This is a genomic window from Streptomyces sp. NPDC107528 (genome assembly GCF_055639295.1).
In genome coordinates this window covers 136,505-153,809 of record NZ_JBVKAV010000010.1, presented here as the reverse complement: position 1 = coordinate 153,809, position 17,305 = coordinate 136,505, and the positions used below count along the sequence as shown (strand labels likewise).

15 protein-coding genes are annotated in these 17,305 nt (G+C 74.2%); 10 read left to right on the top strand and 5 right to left on the bottom strand.

What is annotated here, in order from left to right:
• The first annotated feature begins 985 nt into the window (after positions 1-985).
• The 10 genes from ACZ7L5_RS30115 to ACZ7L5_RS30070 all read left to right on the top strand — a co-directional run bounded on the left by ACZ7L5_RS30115 (position 986) and on the right by ACZ7L5_RS30070 (position 12,691).
• Positions 986-3,274, top strand: coding sequence for a DNA polymerase III subunit gamma/tau domain-containing protein (locus tag ACZ7L5_RS30115; protein WP_471520468.1), 2,289 nt, complete (start codon positions 986-988; stop codon positions 3,272-3,274).
• A gap of 56 nt (positions 3,275-3,330) precedes the next feature.
• Positions 3,331-3,861, top strand: coding sequence for a phage tail protein (locus tag ACZ7L5_RS30110; protein WP_471520466.1), 531 nt, complete (start codon positions 3,331-3,333; stop codon positions 3,859-3,861).
• A gap of 17 nt (positions 3,862-3,878) precedes the next feature.
• Positions 3,879-4,481 carry a phage tail protein gene (locus ACZ7L5_RS30105; RefSeq protein WP_471520464.1) on the top strand — a complete coding sequence of 201 codons (603 nt, stop codon included), beginning with the start codon at positions 3,879-3,881 and terminating at the stop codon, positions 4,479-4,481.
• Entirely contained in the window at positions 4,478-5,110 is a 633-nt protein-coding gene (locus ACZ7L5_RS30100; protein WP_471520462.1) for a CIS tube protein, read from the top strand. The genes ACZ7L5_RS30105 and ACZ7L5_RS30100 overlap by 4 nt, the downstream gene beginning before the upstream one ends.
• Positions 5,107-6,918: a VgrG-related protein gene (locus ACZ7L5_RS30095; protein WP_471520460.1), complete on the top strand. Its 1,812-nt coding sequence runs from the start codon at positions 5,107-5,109 to the stop codon at positions 6,916-6,918. Before ACZ7L5_RS30100 ends, ACZ7L5_RS30095 begins: the two co-directional genes overlap by 4 nt.
• 20 nt (positions 6,919-6,938) lie before the next feature.
• Entirely contained in the window at positions 6,939-7,367 is a 429-nt protein-coding gene (locus ACZ7L5_RS30090; RefSeq protein ID WP_471520458.1) for a GPW/gp25 family protein, read from the top strand.
• Between the two features lie 3 nt (positions 7,368-7,370).
• The gene (locus tag ACZ7L5_RS30085; protein WP_471520456.1) at positions 7,371-9,326 is read left to right on the top strand and encodes a putative baseplate assembly protein; all 1,956 of its coding nucleotides are present in this window, start codon (positions 7,371-7,373) and stop codon (positions 9,324-9,326) included.
• Positions 9,323-9,862, top strand: a complete 540-nt coding sequence (locus tag ACZ7L5_RS30080) for a phage tail protein (RefSeq protein ID WP_471520454.1) — start codon at positions 9,323-9,325, stop codon at positions 9,860-9,862. The genes ACZ7L5_RS30085 and ACZ7L5_RS30080 overlap by 4 nt, the downstream gene beginning before the upstream one ends.
• A 1,481-nt stretch (positions 9,863-11,343) precedes the next feature.
• On the top strand, positions 11,344-12,270 hold the full coding sequence (locus tag ACZ7L5_RS30075) for an NADase-type glycan-binding domain-containing protein (protein WP_471520452.1): 927 nt from the start codon (positions 11,344-11,346) through the stop codon (positions 12,268-12,270).
• Positions 12,271-12,316: 46 nt separating this feature from the next.
• Positions 12,317-12,691 (top strand): hypothetical protein, encoded by a 375-nt coding sequence (locus tag ACZ7L5_RS30070; protein WP_471520450.1) that lies wholly within the window; start codon positions 12,317-12,319, stop codon positions 12,689-12,691.
• Positions 12,692-12,766: 75 nt separating this feature from the next.
• On the opposite strand, the gene ACZ7L5_RS30065 is transcribed toward ACZ7L5_RS30070, so the two are convergent.
• The 5 genes from ACZ7L5_RS30065 to ACZ7L5_RS30045 are packed head-to-tail and all read right to left on the bottom strand — an operon-like array spanning position 12,767 to position 17,034.
• Entirely contained in the window at positions 12,767-14,197 is a 1,431-nt protein-coding gene (locus ACZ7L5_RS30065; protein ID WP_471520448.1) for a sensor histidine kinase, read from the bottom strand.
• Positions 14,194-14,484, bottom strand: a complete 291-nt coding sequence (locus ACZ7L5_RS30060; protein WP_471520446.1) for a winged helix-turn-helix domain-containing protein — start codon at positions 14,482-14,484, stop codon at positions 14,194-14,196. Before ACZ7L5_RS30060 ends, ACZ7L5_RS30065 begins: the two co-directional genes overlap by 4 nt.
• A complete protein-coding gene (locus tag ACZ7L5_RS30055; protein ID WP_471520890.1) occupies positions 14,463-15,221 on the bottom strand; it encodes an ABC transporter ATP-binding protein in 759 nt (252 codons plus the stop codon). The genes ACZ7L5_RS30060 and ACZ7L5_RS30055 overlap by 22 nt, the downstream gene beginning before the upstream one ends.
• A 47-nt stretch (positions 15,222-15,268) precedes the next feature.
• On the bottom strand, positions 15,269-16,453 hold the full coding sequence (locus ACZ7L5_RS30050; RefSeq protein ID WP_471520444.1) for a peptidoglycan-binding protein: 1,185 nt from the start codon (positions 16,451-16,453) through the stop codon (positions 15,269-15,271).
• Positions 16,450-17,034, bottom strand: a complete 585-nt coding sequence (locus ACZ7L5_RS30045) for a hypothetical protein (RefSeq protein WP_471520442.1) — start codon at positions 17,032-17,034, stop codon at positions 16,450-16,452. The genes ACZ7L5_RS30050 and ACZ7L5_RS30045 overlap by 4 nt, the downstream gene beginning before the upstream one ends.
• Positions 17,035-17,305 lie beyond the last annotated feature (271 nt).

Genomic DNA, 17,305 nt, shown 5'->3' with positions numbered 1-17,305 from the left:
GTCGTGGAGGCAGGTGTTCGCCCGGTGGCGCACCTGGCGTTCGTCCCGCCTGCCGGCGGGCCCCGTCGGCATTCCCGCGTGGATGCAGGGGCCCGGCCTTCGTCCGACGCTCGCGTCCGTGCCGTGGACGGTGTCGGCCCTGGGCCGCGGGTCGGTCGCCCGCGCCGGCACGCGACCGCTGATCCATGCGACGCCGGCCGGCCGCTCCGGGCGGGACGCGGTCCGGGTCCCCTTCCTGGACGGCGGGCGCGGAGAGCCGTCGGACGCCGCCGCCGTCCCGACGGGCCGGGTGGACGCGCTGGTGGTGCCGAGGGTGATGCCGCTGGGGCGGGAAGACCGCCGGTGGTGGTCGCCCGGGGCGCGGGTCATGACGGTCCGCGGGGGTGTCGGGCGCCCGGGGAAGGGGGAGAGCAGCGGCACGGGTGCTGGTTCCGGCATGGTCTCGGGCTCGGACTCGGGCTTGTCGAGCGGCCGGGGTCTGCTGCTGGGCCCCGGCCGGACAAGGAACACGGGTGCGGGCAGGGGCACCGGCGTGGGTATCGGCCCGGGTACGGGTACGGCGACCGGCGCGGGTGTGGGCGGGGCGGGCGGCGCCGACTCGGCCACGGCCGCCAACACGAGTACGGGCTCCGGCAACAGGACGCGCTCAACCTGGACAAGCGGCACCGACACAGCCACGGCCGCCAACACGAGTACGGGCTCCGGCAACAGGACGCGCTCAACATGGGCGGGCGGCACCAACTCAGCCACGGCCGCCAACACGAGTACGGGCTCCGGCAACAGGACGCGCTCGACATGGACAAGCGGCACCGACACAGCCACGGCCGCCAACACGAGTACGGGCTCCGGCAACAGGACGCGCTCAACGTGGGCAAGCGGCACCGACACAGCCACGGCCGCCAACACGAGTACGGGCGCGGCGAGCAGTGCGCGCTCGGGCGAGGTGGCGGGTGGCCTGGAAGGGGGCGGTTCGGGGCTGCCGGTCATGGTTGTCCGGCGGGTGGCCGTGGTGCCGGACGCCGTGCTTCAGGAGCAGCCGGCCCTGACGCGTGCCACGGACGACCGTGTCGGCCCGCCCCGGCCCGTGACGCCGCCGCCGGTGCGATCCCGCTCGGAGTTCGACCGCAAGCTGGACGCTTTCCGCCCTGCCTGGCTGCTCGAACGGCTCGCCGCGGAGAACGACCTCCCGTCCTTCGTCCAGGCACGCCTGGCGGCGGACGCGGCGTCGTCGTCCGAGGCGAGCGGAGGGACCGCCCCCACGCCGCAGGCCCCCCGGCCGAGCCCGCAGTCCCCGGCTCCTCGGGCGACGGCACCGGCGACCCCGGCGGCACCGGCGGCACCGGCGGCCGGAGGCACGGAGCAGGGCCCAGCCCCCCGGCACCGAGCCGGTGCGGCTGCGGGCCTGCCCGGGCCACGACGGCCGCGACGGCACCCTCAGGACTACGGACGCGCCCGGGCGCCGGGGGTCCCGGAGGCTCCCACGGCACCGACCCTGCCCACCGCACCCGGGACGACGGCACCGATGCCCCCGACCCCGCCGGACTCCGGCCTTCCGGCAGCCGTTGGTACGGCAACACCGGCTCCGGGTGACGCAGCAGCGCACACGGCAGGCGCACACGAGAACACCACGGGCTCGCAGGCCTCTCGCGTACAAGCCGCGTCCCCGACCACAGCCGTAGAGGCAACCGACGCGGATTCCTCCCCCACCCTGCCGGGGCCGAACGCCTCTACCGCGCCCGCGGCGGCCGCTAGGAAGCCGACGCAGCCGACGGCGCCGGGCACCCCCGAGGACCCCGACGGCCTCCGCCACGGCGGCGGCACGGAGCCGAACAGCTCCCAGGTGTCCGCGAACCCACCCGGGTGGGAGGCAGCCTGGAGTCTGCGGCTGGCCTCCGGGGACCGTGGCAGGGGGTCGCGCCGCGCTTTCCCGCAGGACTCCGCGCCGAGCACATCGACGACGACCGGCGTCGGCCCCTCCCCGGAAGAGGATCGTGCCGGCATCGCGCCACCCCTGGAAGCCGACTCCTACTCCCCCACCGCGCACGAGTGGCCCGTGGACCCGGTCCGGTCGGACGGCGACGCCCCTCTCCCTGAGCCCCCGGGCGCTGTGGCGGAGCCGGAGCAGCCCGACCGGGGCGCGGTGGGGACGGGTCCGGCGACGACACCGCCGACGGAGCCCGAAGAGGCGGCGGCCCGCCCGCAGTTGCCGCAGGAGACCCCGCCGACGACACCTCCACGGTCCGCTCACCCGTCCGGCCCCGGCACACCCCGTCACGCACCGGCGCCGACCCCGCTCACGACACCACCGCCCCCCACCGAGGACCCCGGCCTCGACCTTTCGCAAGCGCCGGCCGGCCCCCACACCCCCACGACACTCCCTCGGACACCCGAGGGCCACTCCGGCCCCGGCGCGCGGCATGTCGCCGGGCCCATCGGGGACTTGATCCCGGCGGTGCGCGGGCTCGGTCCGACGGCAACCGGCGTAGGTGATACGCCGCCGTCGCCGGCCCCGGCACCTGCACGGCGACCGGAGGGCGCACCCCTGGCCGGCCTGTCGTACGCCCCGCCGCACCGGCCCGTGCCGACGTCCCCGCCGTCCGTCCTCGCGGCCCGTCGGCCGGAGCAGGACGAGTGGGAGCCGGCGCGGGAGGCCGTCACGAGCCCCGAGCATGTGGCCGGGGCGCGGCACGAGGCGTCGGTGTCGTACCCGGCGTCGATCGCGGTCGGAGGCACGCTGCCTCCGGAGGAGCTTGCCCTCAGCCGGTTTTCCGGCAGTGCCCGCACGCGCGCGGCACACCTGTGGTTCGGTGCCGCGCGCACCCGTGCCGCACAGACGCCCCACGCCTCCCCACCGGCGCCGGTCGCCTCGTGGAGCGCGCAGGGCGGCAGTGGCGAGATCCCGCTCGGTTCCATCCCCTCCGGTGTGCTCCCGACGGGTCCGTTCACCGGCGCGCCACCGGCCGCGTTCCCACCGGGACCCACGGGCCAGTGGGTCACCCCACCCCCGCCGCGAACCGGTTCCGGCCCAGGCGGCGGGGCCGGCGGGGGGCCCGGACCAGGCGGCCGGGACGCCCCGCTCGATCAGACCCCCGAGTGGGCCGCCCTGATGGACCTGCTGGCCTCGCACCGGCGGCAGCGCCCCTTCGGGCACATGGACGACCCGGCGTTCCTGGACGCCCTGGCCGGACGGCTGCACGACCGTGTCCTCGCGCGGATCCGCCGGGAACTGGTCGTGGACCGCGAGCGCAACGGCCTGCTGGTTCCGCGCACATGACACGACCGAACACATGACACGACCGAACCGACGGATACGAAAGAAGGGAGCAGGCGATGCCTGAGCGTCCTGCCGCGGGCGGCCTCGCCGTGGACGACGACGCGTTCTTCGGGTCGGTCAACATGGCCCACCGCTTCGCCGTCGCCATCGACCATTCCCGCTACCAACTGGGCACCTGGGCCACGGCCTCGGGCCTCCATGTCACCTGGCAGGTGGCCGAGTACCGCTCGGGTGACCGCTGGAACCAGCCGTTCGTCTTCCCGGGGGTGCCGCAGTACGAGCACATCAGGCTCACCCGGGCCGCCTGCCGGGATTCGCAGACCGTGCAGGCGTGGCTGACCGAGACGTCGCGCCGGAGCGTACCGCTGACCGGGGCCATCGCCCTGATGAACTGGGAGGACAGACCCACCGTCACCTGGCAGCTCAAGGAGTTCTTCCCGGCCGCCTGGAGCATCGACGGGTTCGACTCGGCGGGGGGAGGCGTCGCGATGGAGACCCTCGAACTCGCGCACAGCGGCTTCCTGGACGACGACTTCGCACCGGCCAACCCCGGCCCCACACCCCCGACCCCCTCCCGCACGTACTGACCCCGTCGAGGTTCCCCATGACCACTGCACCACCGCGCCCCGGCACCAGTGCCCCGATGCCAGGCCCCGTCCAGAGCCCCGGCCCGGGGGTGTTCCCCAGCCACCCGGGCCCGTCCGCCGGCGACCGTCTGCGCCCGGGTCTCGCGATGCGCTTCCATGTGACGCTGGACGAGCGGGACATCGACCTCGGCCTGTGGTCGTCGTGCCGCGGGCTTCAGGTCTCGTTCGGCTCGAAGGAGATCGTCGAGGGCGGCCAGTACTGCGACCGCACGCTGCTGCCCGAACGCGTCACGTACAGCACGGTCACGCTCGAACGGATGATGACGCAGGCCGACTCGCCCCGGCTCCAGGCGTGGCTGGCCGGCGTGGCGGCGCGGTGGACCGGCTACGAGTACGACGGCGGCCGGGCCGGGGCGTACCAGGGGCAGGACGTGACGATCCGGCTGTTCGACCACCAGGGGGCGCTCGTCACCGGCTGGGTGCTGCAGCGGGCCGTGCCCACGGAGTGGACGGGGCCCGATCTGGACGCCCGCAGCGACTCCGTCGCGATCGAGCGGCTGTCGTTCGAGCACAGCGGGTTCCTCGCGCACTCCGGCGACCTTCCGGGGGTGGCGAGGTGACCGTGCCGGCCGGCAGTTCCCTGCAACGCAACGTCACCAAGGGCGTGTTGCGGGACGGGAAGGGCAAGGACTTCACGTTCGAGTACAACCCGACCGAGATCAGCCTGTCCCACAACGCCGAGGGGCTGACCGACCCGGTCGGGCAGGACAGCAAGCACGACCACAGCCTCGTGGCGGCGATGGTCACCCGGGGGTCGACCCGGCTCATCATGTCGACGCTCGTCCTCACCGGCACGGACATCAGGAGCAGGGTCGACCTGCTGCTGGAGTGGGTGGTGGAGAGGACGCAGCAGCGGCCGGAGGGCACGGCGGTGCCCGGCGAGCGCGAGCGTCTCACCTTCCAGTGGGGCACCACGGGCAGCGGTCTCGACTACACGGTGGAACTGATGCGCTTCGACTGCACGTACACCCGCTTCGCGCGCGACGGGCTGCCCATCCGCGCGGAGCTCCGCAACCTCACCCTGCACGTCCTGGGCAGGGCCGACTCGGCACCGGCGGCCGCCGGGACGGTGGGGACGGCACCGGCGGCCGTCACCCCCGGCGTCCCCGCCGGGTTCTCCCCCGCAAGCACCCCGGGCCCCGGCCTGGACCCCACGCGGAACATGGCCGGCAGGCTGGCGGGCCGATGAGCGCGCCCACCGCGCCCCCCGCGCCCTCGCCGTCGATCCGGGTGGGCGGCAACACCGCCCGAGCCCTCGCCGAGGACCTGCAGAGCCGGGTGCTGCGCGCCGTGGTGGACAGCCGGCGCAACGCCCCGACCATGATCGAGGTCGCGTTCCGCGACGACAAGGCCGATGTGCTGGACCGGGCGGGCATCGTCTTCGGCGGCCGGATCGAGGTGTGGTGCCTGCCCATCGGCGCGGCCGAGCCGGTGCTGGTCGGGACGGGCGAGGTCACCGCCGTCGAGGCGGACTGCGTGGACCTGTCCGTCGTCACCACCGTCCGCGCCTACGACCGCAGCCACCGGCTGCAACGCGGCTCACGCGTGCGGACGTTCGTGAACATGACCGACGCCGACATCGCCGGCAGCATCGCGCGGGAGGCCGGACTGCCCGTGGGGCGGATCGAGCCGACCCGTACCTCCCACACGCACCTGGGGCAGATGAACCAGACCGACTGGGAGTTCCTCGCCTGGCGCTGCCGGGAGATCGGCTACGAGTTCGGGGTCGACGAGGAAGGGTTCTTCTTCCGGCCGGGCCCGGGCCGCGCCGGCGGCACGCCGGTCGCCGCCCTCGAACTCCAGCACAGGCGGGTGTGGGATCCGCTGCGGGCACGGGCGGTGTCCACCCAGGCGGACACCGCCGGCCCGGCCGTGGAACTGACCGGCGTGGACGCGGCGCAGACGCTCGCCGCGGTGCGGGGCCGGAGCACACCCGCAGCACCGGCCCCCGCCGCGTCGGCGCTCGGCCCGGCCCCCAGTGCCGGCGGGCACATCGTGACCGGCACGTCCCCGGCGTCGGGCGGCGCGATCACCGCCGCGTCCACCGAGGCCCTGCAAGGCCCGGCGCAGCGGCTGGCGGGCAGCCTGGCCGAGGCGCAGGCGACGGTCTGGGGCGATCCCCGGCTGCGGGCGGGCACGACGGTGAGGGTGACGGGCCCGCCCCGTCCCTTCGCCGGGACGTGGGCGGTCAACGCGGCCCGGCATGTCTTCGACCAGCTGGAAGGCGGCTACCGCACCCACCTGGAGCTGGGCACCCCGGCGGACCGCACCCTGCTCGCGCTGACCGCGCCGTCCGGTGCCGCCCATGAGGCGCCCCGGGTGCCCGGCCTGGTCTGCGGTGTGGTGACGGACGTCAACGACCCCGTGGGCAAGGGCCGGGTGCGGGTGGTCCTGCCGTGGCTGGCTCCCGACCACGAGACGGACTGGGCGCCGGTCGTCCAGGCCGGGGGCGGCCGGCGGGCCGGGGCGCTGCTGCTGCCCGAGGTGGGGGACCAGGTCCTGCTGGGCTTCGAACTCGGCGACCCGCGGCGGCCGTACGTGGTCGGCGGGGTGCTCGGCGAGGCCAGTGCGTACGCGCCCGGCGGGCCGGCGGTGGAGGCGACGGGCCGGACCGCCGACGTCGTACGCCGCGGCATCGTCTCGCCGACCGGGAACATGCTCGCCTTCCACGACAAGGTGCCGGCCGGCCGGGGCGGGCCGGCGGACGTCTCCACAGTCGTACTGGGGACCGGCGACGGCGGGCTGGGGCTGGCCGTCGACCAGGCCGCGGGAACGGTGATGCTGACCTGCCGGCCCGCTCCCCCGGGCAGCGGTGCCGCCGCCGGCCGGATCCACATCGACTGCGGCGACGGCGGCGCCGTCGACATCTCGGCCGGCGCGGGCGGTCAGGTCACCATCGACGGCGGCGCCTCGCTCAGCATGCGCGCCCGGACATCCATCAGCATCGAGAGCACCGGCACCGTCGCCATCAAGGGCTCGAAGATCGAACTCAACTGACGTCCGGGAGGGCGGCTGCGGTGAACAACGACCACATCGGCACGGGCTGGGCGTTCCCGCTGGGCGCGGGCGTCGGCGGCGCCATCCGCACGGTGAGCGCAACGGCGCTGCTGGAGCAGTCCATGAAGCTCATCCTGACGACCTACCCGGGCGAACGCCCGATGCTCCCCGCGTTCGGATCCCGGCTGCGCGACTACGTGTTCGCCGGCACCGATCCGGACACCCTCGACGACCTGGCCCGCGAGGTCGCCTCGGCGCTCGCCGCCTGCGAACCGCGCGTCACCGTCCAGGCCGTACGCGCACGACCCGACGCGGACCGCGCCACCCTGGTGAACATCGAGATCACGTACACGCCCCGGGACTCCGACGACCCGCGCAACATGGTCTTCCCGTTCTACGCGCTGCCGGACGACGACCTGCCCGCCGGTCCGGACGCGGAAGGGCGGTAGACGGTGCTGCCCACCCCCGACCTGGACGACCGACGCTTCACCGACCTCATGGACGAGGCCAGGCGGCTGATCGCGCGGCGCTGCCCGGAGTGGACCGACCACAACCCGTCCGAGCCCGGCAGCACGCTGGTGGAGACGTTCGCGATGATGGCGGACCAGATCATCCACCGGCTCAACCAGGTGCCCGACCGGCTGTATGTGAAGTTCCTCGATCTGATCGGGTTGCGGCTGCTGCCGCCCGCCGCGGCCCGCGCGCCGGTCACGTTCTGGTCGACGTCCCCGGTCACCGAGGCACCGCTGGTGGTGCGGGGCGGCACCCGCGTCGCGACCGTGCGCACCGAGACCGAGGAGGCCGTCGCCTTCTCGACCGACCACGACGCGACGATGGTGCCCGGCCGGCTGACGCAGGTGCTCACCCTGGCGGACGCTGACGACGGCCCGCAGGACCGGGAGTTCGGCGCGCAGGGCGTGCGTGTCCCCTTCGCCGCGTTCGGCACGCCGCCGCGCACCGGGGACTCCCTGCTGCTCGGTCTGGAGCAGGCCGTGCCGGGCTGCGCGGTGCGCGTCGGGTTCGAGGGCCGCATTGACGGCGTGGGTGTCGACCCCGAGGCGCCACCGCTGGCGTGGGAGGCGTGGGACGGTTCGGTGTGGTCGCCGTGCGAGGTGTCGGCGGACGGGACGGGCGGCCTGAACCGGGCCGGCGACATCGTCGTCCACGTGCCCGAGGGAAACGACACCGCCGTACTCGGCGGCCGGACGGCGGCCTGGCTGCGGGCGCGGGTCGTGGAACCGCCGGCCGGCCTGCCCGGCTACACCTCCTCTCCCGTGGTCCACGCCCTGAGCACGGTGACGATCGGCGTGACGGTCCCGGCCACCAACGTCGAGGTCGTCGACCGGGAGTACCTCGACGACGCGGAAGGGGTCCCGGGGCAGCGTTTCCCCGTGCCGCGGGGCCCGGTCCTCGCCCCGTACGGTGATCCCGTCCTGGAGATCGCCCCGCGCGGGGACGACCCCGTGTGGGAGACCTGGACCCGCGTCGACGACTTCTCCGGCAGCGGGCCCGAGGACCGGCACTTCGTGCTGGACGCGATGGCCCGCGAGGTGCTGCTCGGGCCGGCCGTGCGGGAGGCTGACGGAAGCCTGCGCCGGTACGGGTCGGTCCCGGTCGACGGTGCCACGGTCCGGCTGCGCCGGTTCGCGGTGGGCGGCGGGGCCCGCGGCAACGTCCCGGCGGGTGCGGTGCGTTCGCTGCTGTCGTCGTTGCCGTTCGTCGCCGGGGTGGAGAACCGCGCCCCCGCGCGGGGCGGCGCCGACGGGGAGACCCTGGCCGAGGCGGTGTCCCGCGCGCCGCTGGTGCTGCGCAGCAGCAGCCGGGCGGTGACGGCGGACGACTTCGAGTCGCTGGCGCAGCAGGCCGCGCCGGAGCTGGCGCGGGTGCGGCTGCTGCCCGACGAGCAACCGGGGGCGGTCCGGCTGCTGGTGGTGCCGGCCGCGCCGGCCGGTGAACGCGTGCGGCTGGAGCATCTGGTGCCGGCGCAGCGGACCCTCGACCGGGTGGCCGACCGGCTGGAGCGGGCGCGGCTGGTGGGGACCCGGGTCATGATCGAGCCGCCGTTGTACCGGGGCGTGACCGTGGTGGCGCGGATGACGGCCCATCACCGGGCCACCGGGGACCGGGTGCGCAAGGACGCCGAGGAGGCGCTGTACCGGTTCCTGGATCCGCTGCCGGGCGGCGGGCCGCGGGGCACCGGCTGGCCGTTCGGGCGGCCGGTGCAGGTGGGTGAGATCTTCGCGCTGCTCCAGCGGGTGTCCGGTGTCGATCTGGTCGACGACGTACGGCTGTTCGCCGCGAACCCGGTGACGGGCGAGCGGGGGCAGGAGAGCCGGCGGATCGATCTGCCGCCGAACAGTCTGGTGGTGTCCTACGACCACCACATCCGGGTGGAGGAGCGGCGGTGAGGGCGGCGGTCGAGGGGCTGGGCAGTCCGTACTCCCTGGCCGATCTGCTGCCCGGAGTGTTCCGCGAGGACCCCTTCACGGTGCGGCTGACCGCGGGCTGGGACGAGGTGATCGCACCGGTGATCAGCACGCTCGACTGTCTCGACGCGTATCTGGATCCGCGGCTCACTCCGCCGGACGTCCTCGCGTGGCTGGCGGAGCGGCTCGGCACGCGACTGGACGAGAAGTGGCCCGTGCCGCGTCAACGGGCGGCGACGCGGGGGGCGCTGACCGCGCACCGTACCCGCGGCACGGTCGAGGGTGTGCGTGAGCAGCTGGCGTTGGCGAGCGGGGGTGTGGTGGAACTGCTCGACTCCGGTGGGGTGTTCACCTCGCAGACGCCCGGCAGGCCGTTCCCGGAGGACCTGCCGCAGACCGCGGTGCTCCGGGTGACGGTGGCGGGGGGCGAGGAGCCCGGCGCCGTCGACCTGGAGTCGCTGACGCGGCAGTGCATGCCGGCCCATGTCCCGTATCGCACGGAGGTGGTACGCCGATGATCGTCTGTCGCCGCTGCGGGGGCCGCAACCATGACGCCGACGACTTCTGCGGGTCCTGCGGCGCGTTCCTGGAGTGGTCGGGCACGCGCACGGCCCCGGAGATCTCCCAGGAGGTCAGGGAAGAGGCCGAACAAGCCGCCGCCGCTCCCCCTGTCCCCCTCCTCCGCAGAGTGCTCCAGGGCACGGCCCGCCTGGTCAACCCACCCGCGACAGGCACCCCGGTGACAGTCCCCCCACTCGGCGGCTTCCCCCGCCCACCGGGCTTGGGCGGACCCCCGGGCCCCGGCGGACCCCCGGGCTTGGGCGGACCCCCGGGCCTCGGCGGACCCCCGGGCCTGGGCGGCCCCCCACGCCCACCGGGCCTCGGCGGCCCCCCTGCCGCGGGCGGGCCTCCCCGTCCCCCGGGTCTCACCACTCCGCCCGGAGCGGGCGTGCCCCCACACCCACCCGGCCTCAACAACCCACCCGGCGCGGGCGCTTCGCCACGCCCACCGGGACTCGCCGGCGCACCGGGCCCAGGAGGCGCACCGCGCCTCGGCGGGCCTCCCCGCCCACCAGGCCTCACCAACCCGCCCGGCACAGCCACGCCCCCACGCCCACCCGGCCTCGGAACACCGCCCGGAGCAGGTGTGCCCCCACACTCCCCCGGCCTCAACAACCCACCCGGCACAGGCACCCCGCCACGCCCACCGGGACTCAACAACCCGCCCGGCACGGGCGCTCCGCCACGCCCACCGGGACTCGCCGGCGCACCGGGGCAGGGCGGCCCCCCACGCCCGCCCGGCCTCGGAACACTGCCCGGAGCAGGTGTGCCCCCACACTCCCCCGACCTCAACACCCCACCCGACACAACCGCGCCCCCACGCCCACCCGGCCTCGGAACACCGCCCGGAGCAGGCGTACCCCCACACTCCCCCGGCCTCAACAACCCACCCGGCACAGGAGTCCCGCCACGCCCACCGGGACCCGCCGGCGCACCAGGCCAGGGCGGACCCCCCCGCTCACCGGGCCTCGGCGGCCCCCCACACGCACCCGGCCTCGCCACCCCACCCGGCACAACCGCGCCCCCACGCCCACCGGGCCTCGGAACACCGCCCGGAGCAGGCGTACCCCCACACCCACCCGGCCTCAACAACCCACGCGACACGGGCCCTTCGGCATACCCACCCGGCCCCAGCGACCCACCCGGCACAGACACCCCGCCACGCCCACCGGGACTCGGCAACCCACCCGGCACGGATGTCCCCCCAAGCCCGTCGGGCCGGAGCACGCACGTGCCTGTCTCCGGGCTCGGGTCACCGGGGGGCAGGGGTGGACCGACCCGTCCGGGCGGCGCTGCCGCACGCCCGGCTGGGCCCGCCGCGCCGTCGGCGGCTGCCGGTCCCGGCCCCGTCGCTCCCCCGCGGCAGGAGGACACCGTCCCTCTGCCGACCGTGCCGGCGGCAGCCGCTTCGGCTCGTGACAGGGACGCCGCCCTCATCGTGCCGCTGCCACCTGTCGCGTCGGCCGACGACGAGGATCTGCTCGACAGCGAACCGGACGTGGTCCTCCCGCAGGCCCCGCAGCCCCGCCCGGCCCGGCGTCACCGGCCAACCCTCCGCAGCAACACGATCCGCCCGGGCGATCTGATCTGCGGCGACTGCGGACAGGGCAACACCCCAACCCGCCGGTTCTGCGCACGCTGCGGGCACGAGTTGCGGGAGGCCCGGGTCGCCCGCACCCCCTGGTGGCACCGGCTGCGCCGGCGGCGCGGCCCGCGGGTCGTACCGCTGGACAGCGTCACCGGCGAGCCGAGCGAACCGGCCCCCGCCCCCGGCGGTGGGCTCGCCGCGCTGTGGGCCAAGGCGAAAGTCGTCGCGGGCGTCGTCATCTGCGTGTCCTGCATGCTGTACGCCACCTACGCGCCCTTCCGCAACACGGTCAACGACCAGGCGGCGTCACTGCGGGCCACCGCGACGGGCTTCCTGGAGTCCCAGTACGACCCCGTGCGGCCGTCCGGCGTCCGCACCGAGAACTCCGTCAAGGGCAGCGATCCCGAACACCTCGTGGACCTCAACACCGCGACGTACTGGGCCGCTCCGTTCGCCTCCCGCTCCCCCGAGCGCGCCGGGAAGGCCGTCCTGGTGGTGGAGTTCGACCGCATCGTGGCGCTCGACCAGCTCATCGTCACGGCCGGTGCGGGCGACGCGTTCACCGAGCACGGCCGGCCGCGTCAGATGCTGCTCACCTTCACCAACGAGAAGCAGATGCGCCTCCAGCTCAAGGACACGGCCAAGCCGCAGAAGTTCCCGCTCAAGAACGCCACGGGCATCAAGACCGTACGGATCGAGATCACCGACGTGTATCCCTCCGACAAGGGCAAGGACGTCACCGTCGCCGAGCTGGAGTTCTTCTCGCTGCTGTCGTGAGCACCAGCGATCCGCAGTCAACGCCCGTTCCGTCTGGAGGAGTTCGATGCAGTCCCGGGTCGCGTGGGAACTCCTGGCGAAACCATGGCGCGAGGAGCTGTCCCAGATTCCTGACTTCGGGGAGTACTGGCGGCAGTTCCGGCTCGCCCGCGGATTCTCCCTGTCCGCCTCCCCCGATCCGCTCGTGGACGGCTTCCTCGACTGCCTGTCCTGGTACTTCGGCGAGTGCGTCTCCTTCGACGGCACGCTGCTCAAGCCCGGGAAGACCGGCACGGAGGACTATCGCAGCGCGGTCGAGGACCTCTTCCACGACTGGTTCCCGCTGTTCTGCGAGGAGTTCGCCCGCGCCATCGCCCGCGCCGACCGACAACGCAGGGCCGGATGGGCTGCGAGCGCCCTCCGCCCGGGGGACGACGTCTGACCGGGCAGAGTTTGCGGGGTGCCCGCCCGGGGCTGCCGGCAAGGCCGTCGGCCCCGCGGTGGGCCACCACACTGCTCACTTTTCCTGAGCGGTTCCAAGTCGCTCTTGGGAGGTGCCGGCCGGCGGGATGCCCGGCAGTTCCACCGCCACCTCCAGGCCGCCCGGCCGGAGCGGAGTGGCACGCAGCGTGCCGTCGTGGGCGCGGACGATGGACCGGACGATGGCGAGACCCAGGCCGTGCCCGGCCGGACGGCCGTTGCCGGCCTCCGTGCGGGCGTCGAGCCGGTGGAAGGGCTCGAAGGCCCGCTCGACCGCCTCCTGGTCCAGTTCCTGTCCGGAGTTGCGCACGGTCAGCCGCACCCGGCCGTCCTCCGGCCGGTGCACGCGGACCGTCACGGAGCCGTCCCGGTGGTTGTGCTTGACGGCGTTGTCGATGAGGTTGCCGACGAGCTGGCGCAGCAGGGTCCGGTCGCCCGTGGTGGGCGCCGCGCCGGTGGGAGGGGTCAGCCGTACCCCCGCCGTGTGCGCCTGGGGCAGGACCTGGACGCAGTGTTCACGCGCGGTCTCCGCCAGGTCGACCGGCTCGTGGGTGATCGCTCCGTGATCGGCCCGGGCCAGGGTCAGCAGCGCCTCGGTGATCTCGGTGGACCGCTTGTTGAGGGTGAGCAGCTGCGGCCCGGCGGCACGTATCTCCTCGGGATCGGGGGAGACGAGCGCCACCTGGAGGATGGTCCGCATGCTGGCCAGCGGGGTGCGCAGTTCGTGCGAGGCGTTCGCGGCGAACCGGCGCTGGGCTTCGAAGGCCTGCTCCAAGCGGCGCAGCATGGCGTTGAAGGTGTCGGCGAGCTCCCTGACCTCGTCCTGGGGCCCGGCCAGGGCGATGCGCTCGTGGAGCGTGGAGTCGGCGACGACGCGGGCGGTGGCCGTGATCTGCTTGAGCGGCGCGAGCATCCGGCCGGCGACGAACCAGCCGACGATCACGGAGATGAGCAGCAGGATCACGAAGACGACGATCCCGAAGACAAACAGCGCCTGCAGGAAGTCGGCCTTGGTGGACACCTCCATGGACCACAGCCCGCCGACCGGCGCGGCGGATTCGGCGCCCGGCGGGGAGGGGGTCAGCCCGGCCGTGGGCGAGCCGCTGGTGTCCCCGGGCAGGCTGGGGGTGGCGGCCGAGCCGTCACCACCCGGCTGTGACGGCGACAGACCGGGCGGTGTCGGCGTCGGGGCGAGGTCGCCCTGCGGTGACGGCGACAGGCCGGGTGTCGGGGTCGAGGCGTCGTCGCCCTGCGGTGACGGCGGCGGGCTGGGGCTCGCGCCGGACTCGGCCGGGGTGGGCGTGGCCGCCGCCGACTTGGTGAGTGCCTCGGAGTAGTCCGGGCCGTAGCTCATGAAGACGTACAGCAGCACGACCATGGCCGCGCCCGATGCCGCGAACAGCGCCCCGTAGGTGAGGGTGAGCCGGGCGCGGATGGTCAGGCGCGCACGTCGCGGCGCGGTGCTCATGCCGAGCGCCCCAGGTAGTAGCCGGCGCCCGTGCGCGTGTGCAGGAGGGACGGCTGGCCGAGCTTGCGGCGCAGTGTGGAGACAGTGACCCGGACCGCCTGGGTGAAGGGATCGGCGTTCTGGTCCCACGCCTTCTCCAGCAGGGTCTCCGCGCTGACCACGCCGCCCTGTGCGCCCATGAGGACGTGGAGCACGGCGAACTCCTTGCGCGTCAGCCGCAGGTAGCGGCCGTCGCGGTAGGCCTCCCGGCGGTAGGGGTCCAGCCTCAGGCCGGCCCATTCCAGCACGGGCGGCGGCGGCGCGCCGGACCTGCGGTGCAGGGCGTGCAGGCGGGCCACGAGCTCGGGGAAGTCGAACGGCTTGGGAAGGTAGTCGTCGGCGCCCAGGCGCAGGCCGCCGACGCGGTCCTCGCCGCCAGTTCGGTGTCGTGGGTGATGACGAGCACGGTGGTGCCGGAGGCGTTCAGTTCGCGGAGCAGTTCCACCACCAGGGCACCGGAGTGGGTGTCCAGTGCGCCGGTGGGCTCGTCCGCCAGCAACAGCGCCGGGTCTCCCACCACGGCGCGGGCGATGGCCACCCGTTGCCGTTCGCCGCCGGACAGTTCGTGCGGCCGGTGGTGCAGCCGGCTGCCGAGACCGACCCGGTGCAGTGCGGCGGCGGCACGGTCGCGGCGCCGGCGGCGGGACATGCCCGTGTAGAGCAGTCCGTCGGCGACGCCGTCCACGGCCCGTACGCCCGCGGCGAGGTGGAACTGCTGGAAGACGAACCCGATGCGGTGGGCGCGCAGCGCGGACAGTCCGCGGTCGTCGAGCCGGTCCACGCGCTGCCCGTCCACGACGACCTGCCCGGAGGTGGGCCGGTCGAGCGTGCCGATCAGGTTGAGCAGGGTCGACTTCCCCGACCCGGAGGGGCCGACGACGGCGGCCAGTTCTCCGGCGGCGACGGATGCGGTCACTCCCGTCAGCGCGTCGACCCGGTGCGGCCCCTTGCCGTAGGAGCGGCCCACCGCCGTCAGACTCACCACGGGCTCGGCGCCCGCTGCGGCGTGCCGGTCGTCGGGCAGGAGTGCGGTCACAGTTGGGGCACCCCCACCCGCGCGCCCTCGGCGATTCCGGGACCGGTGACCTCGACGCGTCCGTCGGCGAACGCGCCCGTCCTCACCTTGACCACGGTGACCTTGCCGGCCTTCACCAACTGCACCGCGAACCCGCCGCCCTGGGCCGGCAGCAGTGCGGTGACGGGGACGAAGAGGACGTCCTTTGCCTCCGTGCGCCGGAGCACCACGACGACGTCCGCGCTCTGCACATCGCCGAGCAGCCGCGAGGACTCGGGCCGGACGGTGACCGGAACGACCTTCTTGTTGTCCTCGGTCGTCTTCTCGGCTCCGACCGAGGAGACGGTTCCCTCGACGTGTTCGCCGTTCGGCAGTTCGATACGTGCCTTGGCCCCCTTGACGGCCAAGTCCTGCTCCTTCGCCGGGATCTGTGCCGACACGCGGTGCTGGAACCCGGTGACCTGGAGCGCGTCCTGGGCGGGTGCGACCGAGTCACCGGCGCGCACCTCGGCGGTCTGGATCCGCACCGAGCCCGGGGCGAAGACCACCCGGCCCAGCTCGATCCTCCCGTTCGAGGGCAGGCCGTTGTTCTTCTGCCACCGCTTGACCGCGGCCTCGGTCTTCGGGGAGAACTCGTCGTCCACGGTGAAGCCGGTGTAGCCGAGTTCGGCCAGGTTCTGCTCCAGCATGCGGACGTCCTCTCCGTCCGGCATGCCGCGCTTGAGCTCACGCCATGCCGGGAGGTCCCCGCGCAGCAGGAACACCGGTTTGTTGTCGACGGCGTACAGGCGCTTGCCCTGGGCGATGACGCTGTTCGGCGAGGGCGCCCAGGTGACGATGCCGGTGAGGTGGTTCTTCACGGCACGCGCGCCGGTGTACTTCACCGTCCCAGTGGCGACCACCTCGGTCACCAGGTCGCCGCGCACGATCTGCTCCGTCCGGGGTGGCAGCTTCTGTCGCGAGACGGGTTTGCCGGGCGCGGTGTCGCGCAGATACGCCGTGCCCGCGAGCGCGGTGGCGAGCACCAGGCCCGCCGCGAGGGCGACCAGCACGGCGCGCCGCAGACGCGGTCGCCGCGACGGCTCTTGTGGTTCACCCGGTGCGCCGTCCTCCGGTCCTGCGGAGGAAGGTGCGGCCGGCTGCTGCTGCTGCTGCTGCTGCTGCTGCTGCAGGAGAACCGTGTCGGGATCCTCCTGGGTCACTTCTCCCCCATGACCTTCTTGAGGTATTCGGTGAGCTCGTCGCCGCTCTTCTTGCACGCCGCCATCGCCCGGTCGAGGACGGGGTCCTCGCCCGGAAGTTTCGGCTGCATCGCATCCTTGGAATCGGGCGCCGTATAGCCGTTCTCACGCAGGCACTTCTGATTCGCGAGGGTGAGCTGCTCCAGCTTCGGATCGTCCGCGAACTCTCCGCCGCCGGCTTGCCGGGACCCCCCCGGCGCCTCGCCGCACGCCTTCTCGGCCTTCTTCAAAAGAGACCGCGCGACGTCGTCCGGGAGCCGCGGCAGCTCTCCCGGTTGCGGGTCCGGGACGTCCACACCGTTCTTCCGCATGCAGGCCGCGTACGTGACGCCGTCGTCGTTCCCCGACGAGCTGCCGGCGTCGCCCGAGTCGGCATCGCCCGCGCCCGCGGCCGAGTTCTGGCTCGTACCCGGCTGCTCCTTGGCCTTGTCGTCGGCGGCGGGATTGCCCCCGCCGCCGCAGGCGACCGCGCCCGAGGCGAGCAGCAGCGCCATCGTGACGGCGGCCAGGCTCCGGCGCCCGGTGCGGAGCGACATGTACATGAACGCCTCCTGAAAGGGGGCTCCGCTCCCGGAGCCTCGACGACCAGTGGTGCGACCGTTCGCCGGGCGCCCTCGGGGGACGCGGTCGCCCGGCGGCCGGTCGCGGGCTCCATTTCAGGGCACCGCCTGTTGCGCCCCGGTCAAGAGATTTCCTTACCTTTCCGCAAGGTGCGCGACAGCGACGCGGCCGGGGCGGCAAACCGATTACTCAAAAGACTGATCAGTGCTCCGCAGAGGGCACTTCCAGCTTGATCCGGTCCCGCCCGCGCGA

What these genes read in the sequence shown, in the direction of transcription:
- ACZ7L5_RS30105 (WP_471520464.1), top strand. Translation starts at nt 3,879, where the DNA reads ATGACCACTGCACCACCGCGCCCCGGCACCAGTGCCCCGATGCCAGGC.
- ACZ7L5_RS30095 (WP_471520460.1), top strand. Translation starts at nt 5,107, where the DNA reads ATGAGCGCGCCCACCGCGCCCCCCGCGCCCTCGCCGTCGATCCGGGTG.
- ACZ7L5_RS30045 (WP_471520442.1), bottom strand. Translation starts at nt 17,034, where the DNA reads ATGTACATGTCGCTCCGCACCGGGCGCCGGAGCCTGGCCGCCGTCACG.
- ACZ7L5_RS30070 (WP_471520450.1), top strand. Translation starts at nt 12,317, where the DNA reads ATGCAGTCCCGGGTCGCGTGGGAACTCCTGGCGAAACCATGGCGCGAG.
- ACZ7L5_RS30115 (WP_471520468.1), top strand. Translation starts at nt 986, where the DNA reads ATGGTTGTCCGGCGGGTGGCCGTGGTGCCGGACGCCGTGCTTCAGGAG.
- ACZ7L5_RS30110 (WP_471520466.1), top strand. Translation starts at nt 3,331, where the DNA reads ATGCCTGAGCGTCCTGCCGCGGGCGGCCTCGCCGTGGACGACGACGCG.
- ACZ7L5_RS30065 (WP_471520448.1), bottom strand. Translation starts at nt 14,197, where the DNA reads ATGAGCACCGCGCCGCGACGTGCGCGCCTGACCATCCGCGCCCGGCTC.